This window comes from Dactylosporangium thailandense (assembly GCF_059739745.1).
This window is the reverse complement of the sequence record NZ_AP029195.1, coordinates 4,744,833-4,768,679: the sequence shown is the minus strand read 5'-3', so window position 1 is coordinate 4,768,679 and position 23,847 is coordinate 4,744,833. Positions and strand designations below refer to the sequence as shown.

Here is a 23,847-nt window from a genome sequence, read left to right as displayed (position 1 = left end):
AGGAGGGCCCTGTGAGACTGGTCAACCGGCTGCTCGCCCTGATCGTCAGCCTCGCGCTCGTCGCGGGCGCGGTGGTGATCGTGGTCGACGTCGTCGCGGTCCTGACGGGCCACCGGCCCATCGCCGCGGACTGGCTCGCCGCATACCGGTGGGGCAGCCACATGACGTGGGCCAGCGGTGAGGTCCGGCTCATCTGCGTGCTGCTCGGGGTGGTCGGGCTGGCTCTGCTGGGCATGGAGCTCAAGCCACGCCGGCCGGCCAGGTTGAGCACCGACAGCGACAACCCCGCCACCGACGCCGCGTACACCCGCCGCGGCGTCAGGCAGGCGGTCCGGGACGCGGTCACCGACGTCGACGGCGTGGACGACGCTGCCGTCACCGTCCGGCGCCGGCACCTCCACGTCCGCGCGAAGTCCATCGCGCGCGAGCCGGCACCGGCGTCGCTGCGCGACAGCGTCACGCAGGCCGCGCGATCCCGCCTCGACGCGCTCCAACTGCACCGGTCCCCGAAGGTGACCGTGCGAATCTCGGCCAAGGCGCACTGATGCACGCCGACCGCGTCAACCGCGTCGCGCTGGCCGTCCTGGGACTGGTCCTGCTGAGTATGGGCGTGGCCGGACTGCTGCTCGGGGCGGGATTCTTCGGCGGCGGCGCGGCGCACCGAACCCTGGTGGACAACGACGTCGTCCGCTTCGTCATCGCGCAACGCGACTGGCTGTGGCCGGTCGTGGCGGTGGTCGCGGTCGTCGTCGCGCTCCTGGCGCTGCGCTGGCTGCACGCCGTCCTGTTCTCCACCGGGCGGCTCGCCGGCATCCGCGTGGCCGGCGATCGCGCCGCCGGCCGCACTACCCTCATCTCCGCCGCCCTGCGCGACGCCGTCTCCGGCGAGATCGAACAGTACCGCGGCGTGCGCTCCGCCCGCACCCACGTGGAAGGAAGCCCGGCCGACCCGCGGCTGACCGTCACCGTCCGCGCCGACCGCGACGCCGACCTGGCCGCCCTGCGCCACAACATCGAGGACAACGCCCTCACCCACGCCCGGCACGCCCTCGACGCGCCCGCCCTGCCCATCCGGCTGGACGTCACCACCGCAAGGCGCCGCGGCCCACGGGTCACCTGACGGCCACCGCCCCGCGTCCTGCCGCCATGCGCACCCTCGGCCCGCAAGGCGCGACCGGCACGACGCCGACGCGCCCGGCGACTCAGCCGAGGCCGGGTGAGTAGACCCAGGTAACCGGCAGCTGTACGTCGGGAGTGTGCATCGCCAGGTCGTGGTCCTCGATCCGGAACCCGGCACGGAGCAGCGCGTTCACGGCGGGATGGGGGCCGGGCAGGCAGAGAGAGACCTCGGCGGCGCCGAGGCAGCGCAACGCGGCGGTGAGGACCTCCGTCGCGTCCGGCTCGCCCGGGCAGGTCAGGTGGGTGAGCGTACCGCCTTCCGCGACGCCCGCGGCCACCAGCCGCGACGCCCGGTGCACGAGCACGCCGGTGCCGGTGCCGGCGCCGGACCAGTAGTCGTAGGCGGCGGCCCGGACGCCGCCCGTCAGCTCCCGGTCCCCGGCGGCCGCGGCCCCGGCCTCGACGGCCGTCGCGACACACGGCCCGTCGCCGCCGGCGGGCGCAGGACCGGTGAGGTACAGCAACGGCCACACCGGCCGCAGCCCGGCACGCACGTAGAGCGGCAACGCATGCGGATGCCCGGAGCTGAACGTGAAACGCCCACCGGCCCGCTGATCCGGCCACAGTTCACGCAACAGCGCCCCACCGAAGCCGCAGCCGTGATGCTGCGGGTCGACGAACAGATCGGTGAGCATCCAGCCCAGCGGACCGGTCGCGGTGGCGCCCCAGCCGAGGACGTTGCCGCCTCCGTCGCGGGCCACCCGGACGGTACCGTTGCGCAGCAGATGCGACACGTACGCCGGATCGGCGCCCGAAACGGCCTCCGGCTGGCCGACCGCCCGGCTGATCCGGGCAATGGACGCCACGTCCTCGGCCGTGGCCGGCTCGATCACCACCCGTTCCTTCTACCAGATCGGACGAGCGATCGCCTCGACCTCGACAAGCTCGGTCGCACAACGCATCCACATGTGATCGGGCCCGCCGAGAACAGCGGTTGGTGACACGGTGCGGTGGCAGGTACATGAGGCGACGCATTGGCCTGGCAGCCAGCTTCTCGGCCGGCGGTCAGTGGATCGTGTCGTCGGCGGCCGGGGCGGAGGCGTGGGACGAGCGCTGGACGCTGATCGCGTTCTCGCTGCCGCAGCAGGAGCGCGCTCGCCGCCGGGAGCTGCGCAACCGGCTGCGCTGGCTGGGGTACGCGCCGCTGTACGACGGGCTGTGGATCTCGCCGCACGCGCTCACCGACCTGGTCTCGGTCCAGCTCGACGAGGTCGCCCCCGAAGCGATCACGGTGTTCCGGGCCCGGCACGCCGAGTTCGGCGCGGCGACCCGGCGCGATCCACTGCAGGCCTGGGACATCGCGGCGATCGCCGCGCACTACGACACGTTCACCCGGCGGTGGCGGCCACTGCTGCACCGGATCGCCGCCGGCCGGGTCGGCGGCGCGGAGGCGGTACGTGTCCGCACCGAGGTCATGGACACGTACCGCCGCTTCGCCGTGCTCGATCCCCGCCTGCCCGTCCGGCTGCTGCCGCCGGACTGGCCCCGGCCGGCGGCCCGGGACGTCTTCACCGCCGTCTACGACGGACTGGCCCGGACCGCCGAAGAGCACGTGCGCGCGGTCGCGACCCGGCATGCCGACAGGTCGATGCCCGCCGTCAGCGCGCACACCGTCGCCGAGATTCTCGCCGGCGTCAGGGCGTCATAGACTGAGGGTTGCGCTGCTGTACCGTCCACTGGGTGCGGCACAGCCCGCAGTCGGCGACGACGAAGTTCGCGCGGCCGTGGTGTCGCCCTTCAGCCGCCACCTCAGGTAAAGCACGGCGACCCGGCCGAACTCGCCGCCGTTGGTCTGCGTGCTCGACCGGCGCACCGGCGTACTCACCATCCGCCGCGCCGTGGTCGAGATCGACTGGCCACTTGGCCACCGACCACCACCCGCGCGCGTGCCGTTGCAGGAGACCCCGGGCCCAACGGCACGACCACCTGCCACGCTGCACAACGCCGGGACCCGATGCCGCGGCCCTGCGCCACGAAGCCTTCCTCAGCCTCGCCACTGCATCAACACGTACCGACACCCCATCCAACTTTGTTAGGAACTCTTAGGGGCACACGGCTTCGGCGACGCGACCCTCGCTCCGGGTGGACGCTCGGGACGGCGAAACCTCGGGATCCCGCGTACCGGCCCGAGGATTCTTTGCCCGCCGGTGGGTATGACACGGCCATTGTCCCAGCTCCGACACCGTCAGGTCGCCGGCGGGTTCACGCCCGACCACGTCCGCCTGGCTACGACCACCGCCGCGAACCGTCGGACGTCGCGGTCATGAGTGAGTGAGGCCGACCATGGGGATGTCCATCGAGACGCGTGACGTTGCCGACGGCGTGGCCGTGAGCATCGCTGGCGAGTTGGACGTTGCGGTCGCGGACGCGGTCCGGCAGACCCTCGATGCGGTTCTCGCGCGCCGGCCGGAGCTGCTGCGGGTCGACCTGGCGAAGGTCCGGTTGCTCGATTCCACGATCATGACCGTGCTCTGGCGGACACAGAAGGTCGCCTCCGCACAGAACACCAGGCTGGTCCTGCGGAACCCAAACGAGTTCGTCACGCACGTGCTGGAGGTGGCTGGCCTGCTCACTGTGCTGCGGGTGGAGCGTGAGTACGGCGGTGGGGCGGTCACTGGCTGAAGTCATCCGGTGTCATCGTCGAGTGACGACGGCACCGCCAGCACATGTGCCCCGGGACGGCGCGCGGACAACGACATCAGATGCCAGCGGGTCCGCGAACCTGGGCCGCGTTCGGGCGATGCGTTCGGAGGTAACGCGATGACCTATCCATCGATCTCTGCCGACGTCCACGTGACCGGCCGCCGCGTGGTGGCCACCATCGTCGACGCGGTCCTGCTCGGCTGTCTCGGTGGCATCGTCGCGGAGGTGACCGGTGTCGAAACCACAGCGTCGGGCTTCAGCTCCACCCGGTTGTCGAGCGGCGGCAGCCTCCTGTGGTTCTTCCTTGTGGTGCTGTACTACGTGCTCCTGGAGGGACTCTTCGGCCGCACGGTCGGCAAGCTCGTTACCGGCATCCGCGTCGTCGACGCCGCCACCGACGCCGCGCCCGGCATCGGCAAGGCCATCATCCGCACACTGCTGCGCATCATCGACGGCCTCTTCGCCTACCTGGTCGGCTTCATCGTCGTGCTGTGCTCGCGGCGCCGCCGGCGCCTCGGCGACATGGCAGCCCGGACCCTGGTCGTGCGCGCCTGATCCGGATTGATCGAAGAAAATCCACAGTGGACACCGAAGCATGATGACATTGCCGCTGACGAGCGCAGCCGCATCCGAGGTCAGGAACCCGACGACCTCGGCAACCTCGTCCGGCGACGCCAGATGAGTTCCGCTGGTGGCAACGTACTGGCGGACCGAGTCGGTGATCCAGCCGGTGTCCGTCACCCCCGGATGCACCATGCTGGCCGTGATCCCCAGGTGCCCCAACTCCGCTGCTGCTGCCATCGTGTAGTTGTTTTGTGCGGCTTTCGCCGCACCGTAGGAGACCTCCTGGGGGAAACCCTGTGGCCCGCCAGAGGTCAAACCGACGATCCTGCCCCACGTCGCGCCGCGTGGCGACGCGCGAACTCGCCGTGAGCAGCGCCGGCGCCATGGCGTCAACGGCGAACTCCTGGCTCCAGGTGGCCACACTCACTGGCCGCAGGGTCCGGCCGTGCCGGTCGACGGGGCCAGGGGTAAAGGTGTCGGCCACCCAACCGGAGGCGTTGTTGACCAGAATGTCGACTGGCCCGAAGGCATCCTCAGCGGCGTCGAGCAGGCGGACCGCGGCCGTCGGTTCCCGCAGGTCCTGTTCCACCGCGGCAGCGTGGCCTCCACCGTCGAGGATCGCCGCGACGACGGCCTCGGCGTCGCCGCGCCGGCTGCTCCCCATTTCTCGATCACCGCCACACCGACGTACAGCCAGCAATCCACGACGACTTACCAAACCCGGCTTAGCTTGAGTTTTAACTTTTCGGTCTTTGGCATCGGCCCTGGCTGATTGTGGCGGCAGCCCTTGGGTGATCATTCCTCCCCACGGCCAACGAATACTCGATCTGGCAGACGAAGCCGGCATGCACCCCGCCATCGACATGCTGGTCCTACAGGCGGCATGCACCCAAGCGGCACGCTGGCACGACCACGCTCCCCGCCCTTTCGTGACTGTCGACCTGAGCCCCGCCCCCGATGACCACACCCGGACTCGTACCAGCAGTCGCCGCACTCCTCGACTTCACACCTCAGACCGTCGGCTTGCGGTGGCGGATGCGTCGGCAACCTCGCTCGTGTCGGGCGTCTTCGCCATCCGCATGCGCAGGGCGAGGATGGAGAGTGCCAGAGCAATCACGAGGCAGATCGCCCAGACGGCGAAGAACGACGTCGGCGTCGACTGGGTGGTGACGACCCCCTCGACAGTCCGGGCTGTGACGAACAGGGACATCACCAATGCGAACATGGCCCCTGCCGCCGCTCCCGCGGCGGTGCGGGCGGTGTTGAACAGCGCGGAGGCGATGCCGACGGAATCGGCGGGCGCGTTGCGCACGACGATCGCGGGAAGGACGGCGAGGAGCACTCCAGCGGATAGACCACCCACGGCCATCCAGGAGATGAAGAGGACCGTCGAGCCGGCGAACACGATCATCAGCGCGAAGCTCGCCGCCGCGAAGACGCCGGCCAATGCCACAGCTCGCTGCGGGGTGATCCAACGGGACAGGCGATCGCCGAGCAGCGTCCCGACGAACGCGGCGACAGCGTAGAGGACGATGGTGGCGCCGGCTGCAGCGGTGGGCACTCCGAGTCCGTAACCCACGCGGTCGGGCTCGCTGAGAAGCCAGAGGAAGCTCGCGGTCTGCCCCCCGTAGGTCTGCGCGCCGAACAGGATGGAGACGACGATCGGCAGGCCGATGCCGCTCTTCGTCAGCATGCTCAGGTCGACCAGAGGATCCTTCATCCGCCGTCCGAGAAACACCCAGAGGACGAGGAGGGCGATGCCACTGAGGATCAGCAAGAGGGTTTTTGGGTTGTGCCACCCCCACGCGCCGCTGTTCGAGATCCCCGTGAGGGTGGACAGCAGACCCACGGTGAGGAGGATCGCGCCCGCCCAGTCGATGCGACCGCCCTTGCGCACGGTCGTTTCGGGGACGAGGAAGACGACGACCGGCAAGCACAGGGCAATCAAGATCGCGGGAAACACGAGGACGGCGGTCAGATCCTGCATCGCGGCGTACAGCACGCCCGAGGCGAGCGAACCGACGGCCCCGCCGAGTGTGAGCGCTCCGACCAGGACGCCGATGTTCCTACTCGCAGACTTCTCGTCGCGCGCACGGACGATCGCGAACTCGAGCGGCAGGAATGCCGCGAGGGGCGCCTGAAGTGCGCGACCGACGAGGAAGAGCTCGAAGGTCGGTGCGAACGCGACGACGACGGAGCCGATGACGACGAATGTAGCGGCAACCGTGAGGAGTCTCTTGTGGCCGAACATGTCGCCGAGCTTCGCCAGGATCGGCACGCAGGCGACCGTGACCAGCATGTACATCGCGTTGACCCAGTTGAGCGCCCCCGCATCGACGGCGAACTGCTGGCCGATCGCCGCGAGCAACGGCGAGAACCACCCCTGCAGCATGCCGCTTCCCAGCTCCATGAACACCAGGAATCCCACGACGCCGAACGGCGACCGGGAGCGCGATGCGAGTCGAATCATGGATGCCTCTTTTGCCGATGTGGACGGAGTGCCTCATCATGCTGTGCCCGGCACGCTCGCGACGTTCTGTTGAAGATTTACGGACTTTCTGGCAACCAACCTGCAGCTTCGTGCCCTGATGGGGGATACAGGCGACTGATACATGCTCTGCAGATTCGCTCCCGGGCGAGGTGGGCGCGATCAAGGCTTGCTCTGGCTCGCGCGGGCGTCTCAGAGAGCCAGCCAAACGCCTGATCGGATAGTGCCGAGGACGTGCAGGACATCTGTGGCCGACCGGTTCCTCACAAGCGCCCACCGAGCGGCGTCACGGTATGAGCGAGGGCAGTTTCCCCGCCGACACGTGGTTCGTCAAAATGATGATCACCGGCCCCGGCAACCATCATTCGCATGCCTCGACCCCTCGCTCACCCATGATGCAAGAAGGATCGCGAATCTCGTCCTCAGCGGTTTGCGTCACGAAGACGCCAACAACTGGACCGAACCCTTCACCATCAGCACTCTTTCAGGAATTTTCCTGCGTCTTGGCCCGAGTTTCACGCTGTCCGCGGTCAAAGAGATACGTTGTCTCACTAGTGCATGAAATGCGCTAAAAACCGAGGAAGGGAACACCCATAGTGAACGCGTCAGATCACGGATGGGCCGGCTACGTGCCGCCCCCGACGCTTGAGGAATACTCCGAGAAGTATGCGGCGTTCTTCAAGATGCGCCGGGAGAACGGCATCATCGAGCTTCGGCTCCACACGGACGACGGGCCGTATGTACACAACTGGGCGGCGCACAACGCGTGGAACAGAGTATGGCAGGACGTGGGCAACGACCCGGAGAACCACGTTCTCATCCTCACCGGCACGGGCGAGACCTGGTTTCAGGGAGACCCGAAGCAGACTTGGCCGAGGGCGCTGGTCGAGGAGGATCCGGATTACATCTTTCAGCAGACGATCGATGCGTGGAAGCTGATTGAGAATTTCGTCAACAACCTCGACATTCCCACGATCGCCGCAGTCAATGGTCCCGGTATCCACACGGAGTTCGCGCTCCTGTGTGACATCACCCTGGCCGCCGAGGACGCGGACTTCATGGATCCCCATTTCATGGCCGGCACGGCACCCGGCGATGGTCTGTCGCTGGCCCTGCAACACCTGATGGGAACGAAGAGGGCGGCCTACAACATCTACACGGGTCGCTCAATCCCGGCGCCGAAGGCGCTCGAATACGGTCTCATCAGTGATGTCGTGCCGCGGGAAGATCTGCTGGCGAAGGCATGGGAGATCGCCAAGGACATCATGAAGCGTCCGCGGTTCGCGCGGTGGGCGACGCACAACATTCTGTCCCGCCCCTGGCGCAAGCTGGTCGCCGAGGACTTCGGGTTCCACTTCTCCCAGCAGTCGCTCGCGACGGTTGGCGCGAAGCGGCTCGTCCCCGACCCCGAGCTGGTTGCGGACGCTCGGGCGCGCAAGGTCTGGTGACGGGTTGACCGAGGGGCCGGCGTCGGTCGTCGCGACGAACGGCGGGCACACCTCCTACCAGTTGGACGGCGCCGGCCCTCCGGTCGTGCTCGTCCACGGGCTGCAAGTCGGCCAGGAGCTGTTCGACACGCTCCGCGGACACCTCCTCAGCTCGTTCACTGTGATCACGTACGACCAGCGGGACAGAGGCAAGAGCGCGTTCGCCGGCGATCCGTACACGATCGACGACCTCGCCGATGACCTCGCCGAGCTCATCACCGCGCTCGGCTACCAGCGCGCGCACGTGTTGGGAACCTCCTACGGAGGAATGGTGGCGCAGGCCTTTGCGCTGCGTCACCCGGATCGTCTGGACCGCCTCGTTCTCGGCGCTACGGGACAATCCCCTCCTGACCCGGATCGCCTTCCGGAGAACGCACGGGCGCTCCTCGTTGCCTTGGAGACCGGCGATACGACCCGGGCAGAGACGCTTCTCCGGCAGATGGCACCCGCCGTTGGTCGTCACGACAGGCGCCTTGATGCCGGGGAGGTTGGGGCCGCTCAGGGTCGCGCGCTCAGCCGGCGTTTCGCTGCCACCCAGGGTTTCGACACGCGTGGGCGCCTCGGGTCGGTCACCGCTCGCACACTGGTCGTGCATGGTCGCGAGGATCCTGCTGTCCGTTGGGAGGACGTCCTGGCGATGACTGCAGAGATCCCGCGCGCCAGCATGTTTCTGATTGAGGGCGCTGGCCATGCCTGGGAGAACGAACGCGCGGAGTTCGCGGCCGCTATGTTGGCGGGCTTCCTGGCGGATCCCTAGTGAAACGATGCTGCCTGCCCGGGGCGTTCAGCCGTCCCGGGCAGGCAGCGTCACCGGTTGTGCAGTCAGCGAACCCGATCGCCGTCGAGCCACACCTGGCGTATGCGTCCGCGCAGATCGTGGAGATCCGTCAGATCGCCGTCGACGACGACGAGGTCTGCCAGCTTGCCCGGCTGGAGTACGCCGAGTTTGTCGTATCCGAGCAGCTGCGCTGCGCTGGAGGTGCTCGCGCGCCACGCGTCGAGCGCGGACATCGAGGACAGGTCGGTCATCAGCGCCAACTCGTTGAGATTGCTGGCGGCGGGGCTCCAGTAGGGCGGGGTGTCGGTTCCCATCGCGATCTTCACCCCTGCGTCGACGGCGAGTGCGAAGCTCGCCTTGTGCGCTTCAAGGGCCTCGCGAGCAAGAGCGGCGTTCTCTGCGGGGATCGGCACGCCGCTGTCGGCCGCATCGATGATGGCACGTGTCGCGGAGAGCGTCGGAACCAGCCAGGCATCCTTCTGGAGCATGAGGTCCACCGCTTCGTCGTCGAGATAGTAGCCGTGCTCGATGGAGCGGACACCATTGCGCAAGGCGGCTTTGATTCCTTCCGTTCCTTGCGCGTGAGCGAATACGTACGTTCCCGCTGCGGCGGCCTCTGCGATGATCGCTGCGAGCTCGTCCTCTCGGAAGTGCGCGTGCCGCGGATTGTCTCCGGGCGACATGACTCCGCCGGTGGTGGCGATCTTGATCACGTCGGCGCCGGCGCGCAGGACCTCGCGCACGCCGCGTCGGACTCCATCGGCGCCGTCGACGATCGAGGCCGGACGTCCCGGATGTTCCATCATCATCGGCACGGAACGTCGGCCGCCGGAGGGGAGATGGAGGTCGCTGTGCCCTCCTGTCTGCGTCAGCATCACGATCGCAAGCTGCAGCCGGGGCCCTTCGATGAGTTTCTGCTCGATCGCCTGTTTGACGCCGAGGTCTGCTCCCGCAGCGTCCCGGGCGGAGGTGATGCCCTGATCCAGCAAGAGTGCGAGGTTTCGCTGGGCTTCGAAGTACTGCAGGGAGAATGCCTGCTGCTCGGTGCGAGCGATGTTCAGATCGCGAACCGTCACATGCACATGGCAGTCGAACAGGCCCGGGACCACAGACATCCCGGCGCAGTCCACGATCTCGTCGCCGTCCAGGTCCGAGCCGATGTCCACGACATGCCCGTCGTGGATGACGAGGTCGGCATCACCGATGCTGGCGCCGTCGAATATCGTTGCGTTCTTGAATACGGTGCGAACTGGCATGGGCAGTCTCCTTCCTCGGGCGACCCCGTTGGGTCGCTGCGTCAGCTGCGTGACGTGATTGATGTCGAAGTTCGACGGGCGCCGCTCAGCACTCGACGACATTGACGGCGAGACCGCCAAGCGCCGTCTCCTTGTACTTGTCGCTCATGTCCGCGCCGGTCTCTCGCATGGTCGCGATGACCTGATCCAGGGAAACGTGGTGGCCGCCGTCACCCCACAACGCCATCTTCGCCGCATTGATCGCCTTCGCCGCAGCGATCGCATTTCGTTCGATGCACGGCACTTGGACGAGTCCGCCGATCGGGTCACAGGTGAGGCCGAGATTGTGCTCCATCGCGATCTCGGCGGCGTTCTCGACCTGACGGGGCGTGCCGCCGAGGATCTCAGCGAGACCTGCCGCGGCCATCGACGACGCCGATCCCACCTCGCCCTGGCAGCCCACTTCGGCGCCGGAGATCGATGCGTTCGCCTTGTAGAGGCTGCCGATCGCCGCCGCGGTGAGCAGGAACCGCTCGATGATGTCGTCTTCGGCGCCGGCCTCGACCGAACGGCTCGCCGGTGTGTAGTGCAGCGCGTAATACAGCACTGCGGGGATGATGCCTGCGGCACCGTTGGTCGGCGCCGTGACGATTCGTCCCCCGCTCGCGTTCTCCTCGTTCACGGCGAGCGCGACGAGGTTCACGCGCTGCTGCCAGTACTCGTCTCGATGGTCGGGGTCTTCAACAGCGAGTCGGGCAGCCCAATCACCCGCGCGCCGGCGCACGCCCAGTCCTCCCGGGAGTACACCGACGCGTGCGATCGCCGAATGGACGCATGCCTCCATGACCTGCCACAGCTTGCGCAACCCCTGGCGGATATCCGCATGTGATCGCAACGTCCGCTCGTTGGCGAGCATCACCTGGCTGATGGTCAGTCCGCTGTCGTCGCAGATCGCGAGCAGGTCGGCTGCGGTTCGGAATGGTAGCGGCGCGGGCGGTGACGTGGCACCGACGGGTGGGGCGTCGTCACCGTCCCGCACGATGAAGCCGCCGCCGATGGAGTAGTACGTCTCCGCGGCGAGGACCGTCTCGGCGGGACCGAGTGCCGTGAAGGAGATCGCGTTGGTGTGTCGTTGGCGCACGGTCAGCGGCCGAAGCACGAAATCCTCGATGCGGCAGGGGATTCGATGTGAGCCTGCGAGGAGGGCCCTGCCGGTCGAGGTGATCGCGGCCAGTCGTTCGTCGGCTTCGGCGGGGGTCACCGCGTCCGGGCGGACTCCCTCGAGACCGAGAAGGACGGCGGTGAAGGTGCCGTGCCCGCGACCCGTCGCGGCGAGGGACCCGAAGATTTCCACCCGGACGCTCTCCACCCGCTCGATGACCTGCAGATCGGTGAGGTGAGCGGCGAAGGTGGCGGCAGCTTTCATCGGTCCCACGGTGTGCGAGCTCGAAGGGCCGATCCCGACAGTGAAGAGGTCGAACACGCCGACTGTCGCCTCCGAAGTGGTCATGGCGGATCACCGTAGCCGCTGTGCGGCCGGAGAGGGGTCGGCTGCAGATTTTTACTCGTTCCGAGGGTCCACGTGTGGGAAAAGCGTCGGAAGATGGGAGAAAGCGCCGGTTGCGTTGCCCTGGGCGTCCAGGTGCCGGCCTTCCTTCTTGAGCGTTCGCAGCACCACCGACCGGTCTGCGATCGTCACGCCAGGCAGCCGCTCCTCGATGGCCACCTCGAGTCGCTGCACGTCGGCCAGCGTCTTCATCCAGACCGAGAGGACGAGGTTGTAGGGCCCGACGGTGGAGACACCAAGCCGGATCTCTTTGAGACGCGCGAGCGCGGATCCGACCCGCTCCACGATCGTGGCGGGGACACGCAGGAAGTACCAGGCGTGCACCGGCCATCCGGAGTGCGCCTTGGCCATGTCGAGTCGGGTGACGAGTCGGCCTCGGCTGGTGAGCGCGGCCATGGTCTCGCGCACCCGACGTTGGCTCACCTCGAGGGTTCTCGACATCGCAGCGACGGTCGCCCGCCCGTCCTGCCCCAGTATCTGCAGGAGCTCGTGCTCCAACTGCGGGTCGATGCGCAGCCGCTCGCGCCTGTCGTCCGCCACAGCGCGTTCTATCGATGCCACTTCATCGGCCGAGAGGGAACGAAGTCGCCACTGACCGGCGTCCGTGAAGGGCGACGACAGCAGATGCGTCTTCGTCGATCGCACGCCCTCGAGTCCGCGCATTCGATTCATGATGTACGAGGTGAGGGCATTCAGACTCTCCGCGGTGACCAGCACCAGCATCTCACGGTCCCCCGCGGTCAGATCGACGGTGAACGCCTCCCGGTCGGCCGCCAGCGCCTGGCCGATTTCGAGCGTCGCACCCGGGTGCGTCTGCACTTCGAGGATGGCCGACGGTCCCCTCAGCGCCGGGCCGGGATGTCCCGAGACCCAGGCGAGACCATCTCGTGAGAGGCGTTCCCAGCGGCGTGCGGCTGTCACCGAATCCACCCCGACGACCGGTGCGATCGCCGCCCATCTCGCGCGTGGGTTGATCTGGAGCGCATGAATCAGTCGTCGATCCACCTCATCAAGTCCGTGAACCTTCGAACTTGTCTCGCCAATGCTCATGATTCGTCAGGATAGCCTGTTCTTCTGGCCTGTCACGGGATGCGTCCTCGAACCCCGGACCGGATGGGAGGGCGCTGTGCTCGTGCTCAGCCGAGACATCCGTCGCACGCGCAGACACCATCGACGACCAGCGCGAGACGAGCACGGATTCTGAGCTGCTTCGAAGGAGACGCCACAGCCACCGGCTGGGCTTCAGCAAGCAGGACTACTGCGTGGCGCGACCGGCCGGTCAGCCGCCGCGTCAATCAAACCGGGTGCAGCCCCGTACAGCACGGCCAACGGCGTCGGCGGCGCGCAGCTCATCCCCGTCACCGCGAACGCCCGCTACCTCAGAGCGCGCGGCACCGTCCGCACCAACAGCCGATACGGCTACTCCCCGTGGTCACTCGAGGTGTACCCGCTGACGTGACCGGCTGCAGGCAGACAATTTTTTGTTCACGAAGCTTTCTTTACTATTGACTGAGGGAAATGTTTCCGAGAGGGTGCCCTCCATGCTCACTCGTCGCGCCCTGCTCGCCCTGGTCGGTACCGCCGGCGGCGCCCTGGTCCTGCCCCTCCCCGCACTGGGCCTGGCCGCGGACCCGGTTGCCGATGAGTACCGCCGCCTGCTGCTGGTGCACACCCGGTGGGTGCAGCAGCAGTGGGATCCGGCGATCGGCGCCTACCGGGCCGCTGACTTCCGGTTCGCCGCGGTCCTGGGCAACGCCGTGCTGCTCACCACCGACGGGTACGACGCCGAGCTGGCCGGTGTCGACGCGGCCACCCTACGACAGCGCACCCTCGCCACGATCACCCGCTTCGCGGCCACCAACCGCCTCACCGGCGGCACCGAGTGGGGCCAGCGGCTCTTCTGGGACTCCACGTTCGAGCTGTACTTCGTGCTCGCCGCACGCCTGCTGTGGGCCGACCTGAGCGCCACCACGCGGACGCGGATCGACACCATCGCCCGCGGGCAGGCCGCGTACGCGTACGGGCTGGGCACCGGCAACGACCCACTCAGCGGTGCCTGGACACCGAACGGCAGCACGGGCGGGTACCGCGGCGACACCAAACTGGAGGAGATGGGCGTCTACGCGCAGGCGATCGCGCCGGGCCTGGCATGGGCCCCGGACGGCGACGCGGAGGCGGCACGCTGGCGGGAGCGGTTCGTGTTCTGGGCGGCCAACTCGAGCGGCCTACCCGCCGCCGACCGCGCCAACCCGGCGATCGTGGACGGCCGCGCGGTCAGCACGTTGAACGTCGCGCACAACCTGCACGACACGTTCGTCGTGGAGAATCACGAGTCGGTCAACCCGCACTACCAGGCGGAGCTGTGGCGCACCGCGGGACGGGCCGCCGCGCACTTCCTCGCCGCCGGCAAGCCCCTGCCGCAGGTCCTCACCCAGCAGCCCAACGGCCGCGAGCTCTGGGCCACGCTGCGCCTGCTCACCAGCGACGCGGGCGAACCCGTGATGCCCATGGTCGCCGACCGCTACCACCTGTACGGGCGGGACGTGCTGCCGCTGGCCTTCCTGGCCCAGGTGCAGGGCGATCGGCACGCCGCCCGAGCCGAGGCCGACCTGGTCGCCCGGCTCATGCCGTACCTGCGCTACGCCCCCGAGAACCGGCTGACGAAGTTCAGCGGCGAAGAGAAGTACGAGCCGGAGGCCCGCGCCGAACTCGCCATCGCCTACCTGTTCCACCGCTGGCGCACCACCCCGGTGCAACCGGTGACCAGCGGCGAGTTCTTCGCGGCCGCCGCGGGTGTCCGCGACTTCGGCCCGGCCGTCGGGCTGACCGCGCACCAGAGCGTCACCGGCTTCGCGGCCGCCGTCACGAAGCCCGGCTACGTCCGGTTTCTGTGGCAGCCCGGGCACGACAACTGGCTGATCGACACCCGGGCACCCGCATTCCTGCCGGCCCAGACCGCGGAGCCGACCCGGCAGTGGACGGGTGCGTACGTAGCGTCCCGTGACGGCGTCGACGCCACCGTCACGGTGCTGCAGACCGCCGCCGGATGGGCCGGATACGCCACCCTCCCCACCGGCACCGTCGTCTACGCCGGACCCGGCCCGTCCTCGCTGACCCTGTTCAACCTGAACATGCCCGGAGTGCCCGGCCTCGACGGCAGCCGCACCTTCACCGGCTCCGGCGGCGCCGTGACGCCCCCCGCCGGGCTCGGCGACGGTGGTACCGACGAGATCACCTTCACCGCCCGGGCCGCCCGGCACGTGCGGTTCCTCGGCCGGTCGGCCGCGGGCGAGTACGGCTATTCGCTGTTCGCCTTCGAGGCCCTCGACGCCACCGGCACCGACCGGGCCCGCGGCCGTGCGGTCACCGCGTCGTCGGCCGACCCGGGCTACCCGGCTGCCAACGCCGTCGACGGTGACGCCGGCACCCGCTGGGCGGTCGCCCGCGACGAACGCGGCCGGGCCGACAGTTGGCTCGCCGTCGATCTCGGCACCACCGTCCAGCTCACCGGTGTCCGGTTGCGCTGGGAGGCCGCGTACGCCACCTCGTACGTCATCCAGACCTCGACGAACGGCACCACCTGGACCACCGCGGTCGCCGCGCCCCCGACTGCGACCCTGGGCGCCTGGGCCGGCATCGACGGCCGCGCCGGCCTCGTCACGCACGGCGCCACCGGCCCGATCACCGCGTCGTCGGCGCGGGTCACCATCCCGTCCGCCACCCTCGTCGAGGGCTACACCGGCACCAGCACCGACCTGGCTGCCGCGGCAAGCCGGCGGCTGCCCACCGGCGGGCCGGCCACCCTGCGCCTCAGTGACGCCGACGGCTACCTCACCCTGCTCAACCTCTCCCCGACGGCCGTCAACAGCGTTGTGCTGACCCTGCCGCGCGGCGACCGGCTGTTCCGCGGACTGTCCGTCGTCCGCGCCGGCGGCGGCCTGGACCTCACCGCATCGGTGCCCGCCGGCACCGGCGCCGTCCGGCCCACCCGCTTCACGCTGACCGGCCGCGCACCGGCCGGCACCCGGTTCTCCGTCACCGACTCGCACCATGTCACCGTCACCGCCCCGGCCGGCGCCGCCGTCGACGTGAACCTCACGGCCGGCGCCTGGTCGGCACGAGCCCAGGTCCCCGCCGGGGAGAGCCGAAGCTTCGCCGTGCCGGTCAACGGACCGGTTACCCCCAGCACCGACCTGGCTCGCGGCCGCATCACCTTCCCCACCTCACCGCTGCCCGCCGGCATGGGGGAGCCGTCGCACGCCGTCGACGGCAACCCCGGCACCGCCTGGCGCCCGGGCCCCAACGGGCGGATGGTCGTGGACCTGGGTGTGACACGCGCCGTGGGGAACGTGTCGCTGACCTGGACCAGCGGCACCCGCCGTGCGGCGCGCATCGAGGCCTCCACCGACGGCGCGGTCTACACCACCTTCAACGGGCCCATGTCCGCGCGGTACATCGCGGTGGCCGTGCCCGGCTGGACCAGCGGCGACGCGGAGCTCACCGACCTGTCGGTCACCGCGCCCGCCTGACCGTCCGTGCACCCACCGCGCACCAAGGGAACCCGATCTTGCTGGAGCGTGGGGACATCACGACCAGTCCGCCGTCCGGCCGGCGATTCCCGACGATGCTCCACGCCGTCGCCAAGGCACGCCGTACTCGTGGTCGAACCGCTCCTGGTACGCCGGCAGCGCTGTCTGGTGGAGCAAGACCACGTGTCGGCGCGCCCACGTTCCCGGGTGCCACCACCGATGTCGGCTACAGCCTGAAGTTCTTCGAATAGCGGAAGCAGAAGGAGTACGTCATGAACCTGTCCCGACGGTCCGTACTGGCGGGATCGGCCGCCGCACTGGGTGCTCTGGCATTGCCGGGAACAGCCCGAGCGGCAGAGCTGCCCGCTGACGTTTCGCGTGCCATCGTCGACTCGACGATGGCACGGTTCACCCCCGCAGCCTTCGGCGGATGGGAGTACCACAAGGCCCTGTACCTGTACGGCCAGTACCTGTTCTACCGGCGCACCGGCGAGTCGAAGTACTTTGACTACATCAAGGCGTGGGTCGACCGGTTCGTCACGGACAGCGGTATCACCAACCAGTTCAACAGCCTCGACTCGATGCGCCCCGCGCAGCTGCTGCCCCTGCTGTACAACGAGACCGGGCTGCGGAAGTACCGTACCGCGGCCGAGCAGGTCCGGCGGCGGCTCAACACCTACCCGCGCACCACCGACGGCGCCCTGATCCACAACATCAACGCTAAGGGCCAGCTCTGGTGCGACGGGGTGTACATGGCCCTGCCGTTCCTGGCCCTGTACGGCCGCACGTTCGGCGATGCGCAGTACTGCTACGAAGAGGCCGGGAAGAACATGGCCATCTACTTCAAGCACTTGAAGTCGGACAACGGGCTGATGTTCCACGCGTACGACGAGAACGGCTCCGCACCGTGGGCGAAGGGCAACGGCGGCCGTTCGGCGGAGCAGTGGGGACGGGCGATCGGCTGGTTCGGTATGACCGCTGTGGAACTGCTCGAGGTCCTTCCCGCCGGGCACCCCCGGCGGGCCGGCCTGATCGACATCGTCCGCCATCTCGCCGCCGGCTACCGTCGCTACCAGGGCGCCTGGACCGGGATGTGGTATCAGATCGTGAACAAGAGCACCGACACCCGCAACTGGCGGGAAACGTCCTGCTCCGCGATGTTCACCTTCATGCTCTCGCGAGGGGTCCAGCGTGGATACCTCGGTCCGGAGTACCAGCAGGTGGCGTCGAAGGGATACCAAGGAGTGCTCGGTCAGCTGTCGATCGGTTCCGACGGCCTGACCCGGATCGTCGACATCTGCGAGGGCACCAACGTCGGCGACGAGGACTACTACTTCAACCGTCTCCGTAGGGTGAACGACTCACACGGGATCGGCGCTTTCCTGATCATGAACGAGCAGTTGCGCGCATAACGTTCCCAACGACACCTTGAGCAGGTTCACTGCTTCAACCAGTGCGACTGGCACGCCGCCGGCTCGGTCGCGACGATCTGCTCCGAATTTCGCCGGGCAGCGATCGCGGGGCAGCCGCCGCGGCCCCGTCCGGGGATCTTCCTGTGTGTTTGTCCGGGGACGTGGGATTGGGGTGATCCGGAATCTCTATGTCGAGCTGCGAGCCATCGAGGTGAGGCCGCGGGCCTTGGCGGTCTCGCTCGTGGTGATCAGCAACGCGCCTGCGCCGTCGGAGATCTGCGATGAGTTTCCGGGGGGTGCAAAGGCCGGCCTCCTTGAAGCGCGTGGCGGTCCGGGCGGCGTGGCGTGCTGCGGGCTGATGCCGCCGGCGTCACCGCCGACTGATCATCGGCGACTCGGCGCTGACAGCTTCTGTTCGCGGACCAGCGAGTCGACGGCCTCTCGCGTCGAGCGAAGTGCCTGCATCGTAGCGTTGATCTCCTGGATGCTCTTGACCGCCTCGCCGGTCCGGATGCGGATCTCCTTGATCTGCACCTCGATCTGTTCGGTAGCCTGACCGGTCTCGGTCGACAGTTCCTTGACCTCACCGGCGACGACGGCGAACCCCTTACCCGCGCTTCCGGCCCGCGCCGCCTCAATGGTGGCATTGAGGGCCAGCAGATTCGTCTGGGCCGCGATGCTCGTGATCAGCTTGCCCACGTTTCCGATCTCGATGCTGCTGGCGTCCAGCTTGCTGATCGTCGCCGCCGCCTCATCGGCCCGGGCGGCGGCCGCGCTCACAGCCTGCCCGAGGTCGTGACTGACCTGGTCGAGTTTCGCAGCGGACGCGGTCAACTGGTCAAGCTGACCCTCGGCCGTGGCCATGAGATTCTTTTCGCGGTCGATGTCGAAGAGCGCACCGGCGACACGCAACGGCACACCGTTGCGGTCGCGCTTCGTCGCCCCGGTCGCGCGAAACCACCGATAGCTGCCATCCTTCAGAGCCAGCCGGTACTCGATGTCGTACGGGATCCGTCCGGTTCGATCGGCACGCTCGCGTCGATCGGCAGAGCGCGGATCGCCAAGGCCGGCCTCGGGCGAGTATGACGAACGGCGGCCTGTTCCGGATCGGCGATGAATGCGATCAAAAGGGTGATTGACACGCGATGCTGCGTGGTGTGCGTCCGTATCGTGAGTAGTCCTTGTGCGTGACTGGGGTCGACGTGGAGCAATGTTGACGCTACTTTGGGTATCTCAGGTCCTGCGCACGATGTCGATTCGTGGATACCGCCTATTGACAGCACCAGGAACGTCCAGGGTCGCACAGCACGGGCATCGTCGAATGGCTGGGTGACGCGGAGGTGAGCGACGTGGACGAGTTGCCCATAGGCCGCCGCGTGGCGTACTGGCGGAACCGGCGAAAGATGTCGCAGCAGGTCTTCGCCGATCGGCTCGGCAAATCCAAGAGCTGGGTCGACAAGGTCGAGCGCGGCGTGCGTCGGCTCGACAAGTTCTCCGTCGTGCACGAGATCGCCGATGTACTGCACCTCGATGTCCAGATCCTGCTCGGCAAAGACCCGCAACGCCGCCCCGAGAACCCCAACGGCGTCGACCAGGTCGAGGTCGAGGAGATCCGCGCGGCCCTGGAGCGGTACGACCAAATCAGCGCCTTCTTTTCCGCCCCACCGGAACCGCCGCCCCTGGCCGAGATGGGCAAGGCGGTCACCCACGCCTGGCTGTCCTACCAGCATGCGAAGTACGGCATGCTCGGCCGGAACCTGCCCCGCCTGCTGCGGGAGGCGCAGGCCGCCGATGCTGCCCGCAGTGCCGGCCCGCACGCGCGGGAGGCCGCCCACCTGCTCGGACAGGTCTATCAGATCTCGTCGGCGGTGCTACGCAAGCTCGGCGAGCACGAGCTGTCCTGGATCGCCGCGGACCGGTCGGTCACCGTGTCGCAGCGTGCCGGTGACCAGTTGCTCGCCGGTGTAGCCACCACGCGTGTATCGATGGCGATGTTCTCCCTCGGGCGGCTCCGGCCCGCACTGGAAATCGGCATCAACCTCGCCAACCGGCTGGCACCTGGTACCAACGGCAGCGACAGCTCGCCGGAGCGGTTCTCCGTCTACGGCCTCCTGCTGCTGCAGGCCGCCCTTGCCGCGGCGCGGATCGGTGACAGCACCACCGCCCGCGACCTGCTGGGCAGCGCGGAGGAAGCGGCGCTGGCCTTGGGCGGCGACCACAACTACTACCGGACCAGCTTTGGGCCGACGAACGTCCAGCTGTACCGCGCCGCCGTGGCCTTTGAGCTCGGCGAGGGCCGCATGGCGGTGGACGTACACGAGCGGTTGGACCGCGAAGGGTTCAACGCGCTGCTGCCGGAGCGCCGGGCGCAGCACTTCCTCACCCAGGCCCGCGCCCGGGTGCTGATGGGCGACATCGACGTGGCCAGTGAGATGCTGCTGGAGGGCGACCGGCACGCCCCGTCCGAGATCCGGTGCCGACCGATCGCCCGCGAGGTGCTCAGCGAAGTGCTGCGCCGCAGCCACGGCACCCCGTCAGCTGCAGTCGCCGAACTTGCCGCACACCTGAGCGTCGGCGTGTAGACACCCCGGGACCGTCTGCCGACGTCGCCGGACGCGCGGCTGACCATCGACTGGTGCGATGCAGCGACGCTTCAGGGCAGTCCCTGAACCGACCGGCGCCGTATCGCACCGTCGTATCACACTGCAAGGTCCTGGATCCTGCCGTGGCTACGTTCATTGCCTGCTGGTCTCGGTAAGCCGCTTTGTCCAGTGAAGTAGGCCACTTCGGTGTGCGCGCCGGCCTTGCCGCGCAGCGGCCGGTGGTTCCAGTCCGCGTTGCGGTGGGCATCCCGCCAGCCGGCGAACGCCTCGGACCGACCGCCCGGAAATCTCCCGTTCCCGCAGCCAGGAGCCGCCGGGCCGCCATTCGGCGATGATCTCCCGGGCGCCCCGGTCAGCGATGGCGGCCGGAGGCGTGGGTACGCCGGTCCAGTTGCCGGGGGTCATCACGGTGGTTCTACATGCACCTTCGGTCGATGGTCGATCGCCGGCATCAAAAGGGAGGATGCCGCAGCGTCCGGCGATGCCAAATCGGCCACCTGCAGGAGGAGCCATGGGAACTACGCTCAGTCGGCGCGGCCTGCTCTCCTTGAGCCTGGGCGTCGGCGCGGGCACACTGCTGGCCGCGTGTGGCGGCGGGGATTCGCCCAAGGCCGCCGGCGACACCCGCATCGTGGCCCGATGCTGGGGTGGCGTCTGGGAGACCGCCCTGCGGAAGATTTCCCCGGGGTTCACCGCCGCCACCGGCGTGGAGGTGCTCAACGACCCCGGCAGCGATACCGTGCCCCTGTTGCGGCAGAAGCCCGGACAGTACGACCTCGCGTGGCTGATCGGCAGCGAGGCGGCCCGCGGTCTGACCAGCGGCGTACTCGAACCCATCGACACGTCCCGCATCGAGAAGTGGGGCTCGATCGTCAAACGGCTGGCCGAGGGCCAGACCAAGGACGGCAAGGTCAGCGCCGTCCCGATCAGCTATACCGCGTCCGGAATTCTCTACAAGACGGACGAGGTCCCATTCAAGATCACCTCGTGGAAGGACCTCTGGCGGCCCGAGCTCAAGGGTCAGGTCGCGCTGCAGAACGCGCCGTCCATCGGCGGTCTCTTTCTCGTTTTCATCGGCGCCCGGCTGTTCGGCAACGGTCCGACGGACTACGAGGCCGGATGGGCGGCGCTGAAGCGGCTCAAGGACAACGTGCAGTTCCTCTTCACCACCAGCACCGACGGCGTCAACAAGCTGGCCGCCGGCAGCGTCGCGGCGGTCGTCACCATCGCCGACCAGGGCATCCCGCTGAAAAGCCGGGGCGTCGAGACCGTGGTGCCGGCCGAGGGCTCGACCTGGAGCGTGCAGAACCTCACGATCCCCGCCGCCGCCAAGAACAAGGACCAGGCGTACGACTTCATCAACTACATGCTCAAGGACGAAAGCCAAGTCCAGTGGGCGCGGGAGGCCCAGGCGGCGCCGGGCTCCACGACCGTGCGGTTGCCCGCGGACGTCGCAGCGAACCTGGTCGAGACCCCGCAGATCGCCGACAGCCTGTGGCCGATCGACTGGTACGAGTTCGGCGACAACATCACCGAGTGGACAACCCGCTGGCAGAGGATCTTCGGCAAGTGACGGTCACTCCCGCGACCCGTCGGGCCGGAGGGCCGGCGGCAACCAGCGCCGGGAACGCGCGGGGCGGCTGGCTGCTCGCCGCCCCGCTCCTGCTGTTCACCGCATGCATGTTCCTCTATCCGGCGATCACCATGCTCCGTACCAGCCTGGCAGAGAGCGACGACGTGGACGCGGGTGGCTTCACGTTCAGCCACTACATCTCCTTCTTCGCCGACGAGTTGTACGTCAAGGCGCTGACCAACACGTTGCTCATCGCCTTGCTGACCGCGGTCATCACCGGCGCGATCGGTCTGGTCTACGCGTACCAGCTCACCGTGCGACCAGGGCTACGCCAGCTTCAGCTCGCGCTGCTGCTCACGCCGCTACTCGTCAACGGCGTGGTACGGATCTTCGGTCTGCAGCTGGGGCTCATCTCGGTGGACAACCTGCTGATGCGAGCCAACGTGATCGGCTCGCCGATCGGCCTCAACTACTCGTTCGCCGGCATCGTCATCGCCTTGGCCATGTTCCAGTTCCCGTTCATGGCGATGGCGGTGTACGCGAGTCTGTCCAGGCTGGACATCTCACTGCTGGAGGCGGCGCGGACGCTTGGCGCGGGCAGGTTGTCGGTGCTGGTTCGGGTGGTCTTCCCCCTCGCCGTGCCGGGAATGGTCGCCGGGGGTGTGCTGACCTTCGCGGCGGCGGCCGGCACGTTCATCGTGCCGGCGATGATGGGCGGCGGCCGGGTGAACACCGTACCCCAGATGATCTACACGTCGGTGAGCCAGTCCCAACTCTGGGCGACCGCCTCCGCGTTTGCCGTGATCCTGGTCGTTGTCCTGGTCATCCCCATCATGCTTGGCACCCGTTTCGGGCGCCCCGACACGTCGGGGACGCGCTGATGGCCACCTCCCCGGAGACCCGGGCCGGTCCGCAGCTGCGTCCCGTACGCAAAGAGCGGCAGAAGGTCTCGGTGTTCACCCTGGTGATCACCGTGTTGCTGCTGCTGCCACTGGTGGTCGTGGCCTTCGCGTCCCTGAACCCCGACCCGTACCTGCTGTTCCCGCCGGAGGGATTTTCGCTGCGCTGGTTCAGCGAGGCGTTCGCGTACCCGAGCTTCCGGACCTCGCTCGCCCTCAGCCTCCAGATCGCGCTGATCGTCGTGGTGGTGGGCCTGCTCATCACGGTTCCCGCGGCTGTCGCGCTCGCCCGCGGGAGCGGGCGGGTCCAGCGGACCCTCCAGCTCGCCGCGGCCACGCCGCTCGTCACCCCGGACATCCTGCTGGCGCTCGGCCTGCTCATCATGCTGAGCCAGTTGTCGCTGTCGAACGGCCTGGTCGGGATCGTGCTGGGGCACGTGCTGGTCGGCCTGCCGATCGCGCTCCATGTGCTCGTCGCGGGCCTTGCCATGGTGGACTCGAACCTCGAGGCCGCGGCGGCCACGCTCGGCGCCTCCCGGTTGCGGGCGTTCGTCATCGTTACGCTACCCAGCATGCTGCCCGCGATCGGCAGCGCGGCGGTCTTCCTCTTTATCTTCTCGTTCGACAATGTGTCGATCTCGCTGTTTCTGTCCTCGCCGGGTCAGACGACGTTGCCGATCACCCTCTTCCAGTACCTGGAGAACAACGCCGATCCGACCGTGGCCGCCATGTCCACGATCCTTGTCATCGTGGGCATCGCCGCCGCCCTGGTCCTCGGGCGGCTCGGCGGCCTCAGTCAACTCGCGGGCGGCGCCGAACGGCGGCGTCGATGACCGGAACCGAGTACCTGACCATCTCGGGCGTCAGCAAGCAGTACCCCGCCGGCGGCG

20 protein-coding genes and 2 pseudogenes are annotated in these 23,847 nt (G+C 68.3%); 13 read left to right on the top strand and 9 right to left on the bottom strand.

Features of this window, described 5'->3' with window-relative positions:
• The first annotated feature begins 11 nt into the window (after nt 1-11).
• Both AC6JBM_RS20620 and amaP read left to right on the top strand, forming a co-directional pair.
• Nucleotides 12-545: a DUF6286 domain-containing protein gene (locus AC6JBM_RS20620; RefSeq protein WP_497985202.1), complete on the top strand. Its 534-nt coding sequence runs from the start codon at nt 12-14 to the stop codon at nt 543-545.
• Nucleotides 545-1,120: an alkaline shock response membrane anchor protein AmaP gene (amaP, locus tag AC6JBM_RS20615; RefSeq protein WP_497985201.1), complete on the top strand. Its 576-nt coding sequence runs from the start codon at nt 545-547 to the stop codon at nt 1,118-1,120. The genes AC6JBM_RS20620 and amaP overlap by 1 nt, the downstream gene beginning before the upstream one ends.
• Nucleotides 1,121-1,202: 82 nt before the next feature.
• Here the strand turns inward: amaP and AC6JBM_RS20610 are convergent, their stop codons facing one another.
• Nucleotides 1,203-2,012, bottom strand: coding sequence for a GNAT family N-acetyltransferase (locus AC6JBM_RS20610; RefSeq protein WP_497985200.1), 810 nt, complete (start codon nt 2,010-2,012; stop codon nt 1,203-1,205).
• A 128-nt stretch (nt 2,013-2,140) separates the two neighbouring features.
• Here AC6JBM_RS20610 and AC6JBM_RS20605 point away from each other — a divergent pair, with 128 nt between their 5' ends.
• The 3 genes from AC6JBM_RS20605 to AC6JBM_RS20595 all read left to right on the top strand — a co-directional run bounded on the left by AC6JBM_RS20605 (nt 2,141) and on the right by AC6JBM_RS20595 (nt 4,377).
• Complete coding sequence (locus AC6JBM_RS20605) at nt 2,141-2,827, top strand: PaaX family transcriptional regulator C-terminal domain-containing protein (RefSeq protein ID WP_497985199.1); 687 nt, start codon at nt 2,141-2,143, stop codon at nt 2,825-2,827.
• Nucleotides 2,828-3,468: 641 nt separating this feature from the next.
• Entirely contained in the window at nt 3,469-3,801 is a 333-nt protein-coding gene (locus AC6JBM_RS20600) for an STAS domain-containing protein (RefSeq protein WP_497985198.1), read from the top strand.
• 171 nt (nt 3,802-3,972) lie between these two features.
• Nucleotides 3,973-4,377, top strand: coding sequence for an RDD family protein (locus AC6JBM_RS20595; protein WP_497986501.1), 405 nt, complete (start codon nt 3,973-3,975; stop codon nt 4,375-4,377).
• A gap of 51 nt (nt 4,378-4,428) precedes the next feature.
• On the opposite strand, the pseudogene AC6JBM_RS20590 reads toward AC6JBM_RS20595, so the two are convergent.
• The 3 genes and pseudogenes from AC6JBM_RS20590 to AC6JBM_RS20580 all read right to left on the bottom strand — a co-directional run.
• A pseudogene (locus tag AC6JBM_RS20590) lies at nt 4,429-4,809 on the bottom strand (SDR family oxidoreductase); the annotation flags it as partial.
• 103 nt (nt 4,810-4,912) lie between these two features.
• Nucleotides 4,913-5,050: pseudogene (locus tag AC6JBM_RS20585) on the bottom strand (hypothetical protein); the annotation flags it as partial.
• Nucleotides 5,051-5,389: 339 nt separating this feature from the next.
• Nucleotides 5,390-6,856, bottom strand: coding sequence for an MFS transporter (locus AC6JBM_RS20580; RefSeq protein ID WP_497985197.1), 1,467 nt, complete (start codon nt 6,854-6,856; stop codon nt 5,390-5,392).
• Nucleotides 6,857-7,470: 614 nt separating this feature from the next.
• Here AC6JBM_RS20580 and AC6JBM_RS20575 point away from each other — a divergent pair.
• Both AC6JBM_RS20575 and AC6JBM_RS20570 read left to right on the top strand, forming a co-directional pair.
• The gene (locus AC6JBM_RS20575; RefSeq protein WP_497985196.1) at nt 7,471-8,322 is read left to right on the top strand and encodes an enoyl-CoA hydratase/isomerase family protein; all 852 of its coding nucleotides are present in this window, start codon (nt 7,471-7,473) and stop codon (nt 8,320-8,322) included.
• Nucleotides 8,323-8,326: 4 nt separating this feature from the next.
• Nucleotides 8,327-9,118, top strand: a complete 792-nt coding sequence (locus tag AC6JBM_RS20570) for an alpha/beta fold hydrolase (protein ID WP_497985195.1) — start codon at nt 8,327-8,329, stop codon at nt 9,116-9,118.
• 65 nt (nt 9,119-9,183) lie between these two features.
• Here AC6JBM_RS20570 and AC6JBM_RS20565 read toward each other — a convergent pair whose 3' ends face one another.
• From AC6JBM_RS20565 to AC6JBM_RS20555, 3 genes are all read right to left on the bottom strand, one after another.
• Nucleotides 9,184-10,395, bottom strand: a complete 1,212-nt coding sequence (locus AC6JBM_RS20565; RefSeq protein WP_497985194.1) for a metal-dependent hydrolase family protein — start codon at nt 10,393-10,395, stop codon at nt 9,184-9,186.
• A gap of 85 nt (nt 10,396-10,480) precedes the next feature.
• Complete coding sequence (locus AC6JBM_RS20560; protein WP_497985193.1) at nt 10,481-11,884, bottom strand: L-serine ammonia-lyase; 1,404 nt, start codon at nt 11,882-11,884, stop codon at nt 10,481-10,483.
• A gap of 51 nt (nt 11,885-11,935) precedes the next feature.
• Nucleotides 11,936-12,991 carry an Lrp/AsnC family transcriptional regulator gene (locus tag AC6JBM_RS20555; protein WP_497985192.1) on the bottom strand — a complete coding sequence of 352 codons (1,056 nt, stop codon included), beginning with the start codon at nt 12,989-12,991 and terminating at the stop codon, nt 11,936-11,938.
• A 491-nt stretch (nt 12,992-13,482) separates the two neighbouring features.
• Between AC6JBM_RS20555 and AC6JBM_RS20550 the strand changes: the two genes are divergently transcribed.
• Nucleotides 13,483-16,470, top strand: coding sequence for a discoidin domain-containing protein (locus AC6JBM_RS20550; protein WP_497985191.1), 2,988 nt, complete (start codon nt 13,483-13,485; stop codon nt 16,468-16,470).
• Between the two features lie 272 nt (nt 16,471-16,742).
• Nucleotides 16,743-17,882 (top strand): glycoside hydrolase family 88/105 protein, encoded by a 1,140-nt coding sequence (locus AC6JBM_RS20545; protein ID WP_497985190.1) that lies wholly within the window; start codon nt 16,743-16,745, stop codon nt 17,880-17,882.
• 384 nt (nt 17,883-18,266) lie between these two features.
• Here the strand turns inward: AC6JBM_RS20545 and AC6JBM_RS20540 are convergent, their stop codons facing one another.
• The gene (locus AC6JBM_RS20540; RefSeq protein ID WP_497985189.1) at nt 18,267-18,794 is read right to left on the bottom strand and encodes a methyl-accepting chemotaxis protein; all 528 of its coding nucleotides are present in this window, start codon (nt 18,792-18,794) and stop codon (nt 18,267-18,269) included.
• 65 nt (nt 18,795-18,859) lie between these two features.
• Nucleotides 18,860-19,024: a hypothetical protein gene (locus AC6JBM_RS20535; protein WP_497985188.1), complete on the bottom strand. Its 165-nt coding sequence runs from the start codon at nt 19,022-19,024 to the stop codon at nt 18,860-18,862.
• A 207-nt stretch (nt 19,025-19,231) separates the two neighbouring features.
• Between AC6JBM_RS20535 and AC6JBM_RS20530 the strand changes: the two genes are divergently transcribed.
• The 4 genes from AC6JBM_RS20530 (at nt 19,232) to AC6JBM_RS20515 (ending at nt 23,790) form a co-directional block, all read left to right on the top strand.
• Complete coding sequence (locus tag AC6JBM_RS20530) at nt 19,232-20,464, top strand: helix-turn-helix domain-containing protein (RefSeq protein WP_497985187.1); 1,233 nt, start codon at nt 19,232-19,234, stop codon at nt 20,462-20,464.
• A 484-nt stretch (nt 20,465-20,948) separates the two neighbouring features.
• Nucleotides 20,949-22,058 (top strand): ABC transporter substrate-binding protein, encoded by a 1,110-nt coding sequence (locus AC6JBM_RS20525; protein WP_497985186.1) that lies wholly within the window; start codon nt 20,949-20,951, stop codon nt 22,056-22,058.
• Nucleotides 22,022-22,939, top strand: coding sequence for an ABC transporter permease (locus AC6JBM_RS20520; RefSeq protein ID WP_497985185.1), 918 nt, complete (start codon nt 22,022-22,024; stop codon nt 22,937-22,939). Before AC6JBM_RS20525 ends, AC6JBM_RS20520 begins: the two co-directional genes overlap by 37 nt.
• A gap of 92 nt (nt 22,940-23,031) precedes the next feature.
• Nucleotides 23,032-23,790: an ABC transporter permease gene (locus AC6JBM_RS20515; protein ID WP_497985184.1), complete on the top strand. Its 759-nt coding sequence runs from the start codon at nt 23,032-23,034 to the stop codon at nt 23,788-23,790.
• Nucleotides 23,791-23,847 lie beyond the last annotated feature (57 nt).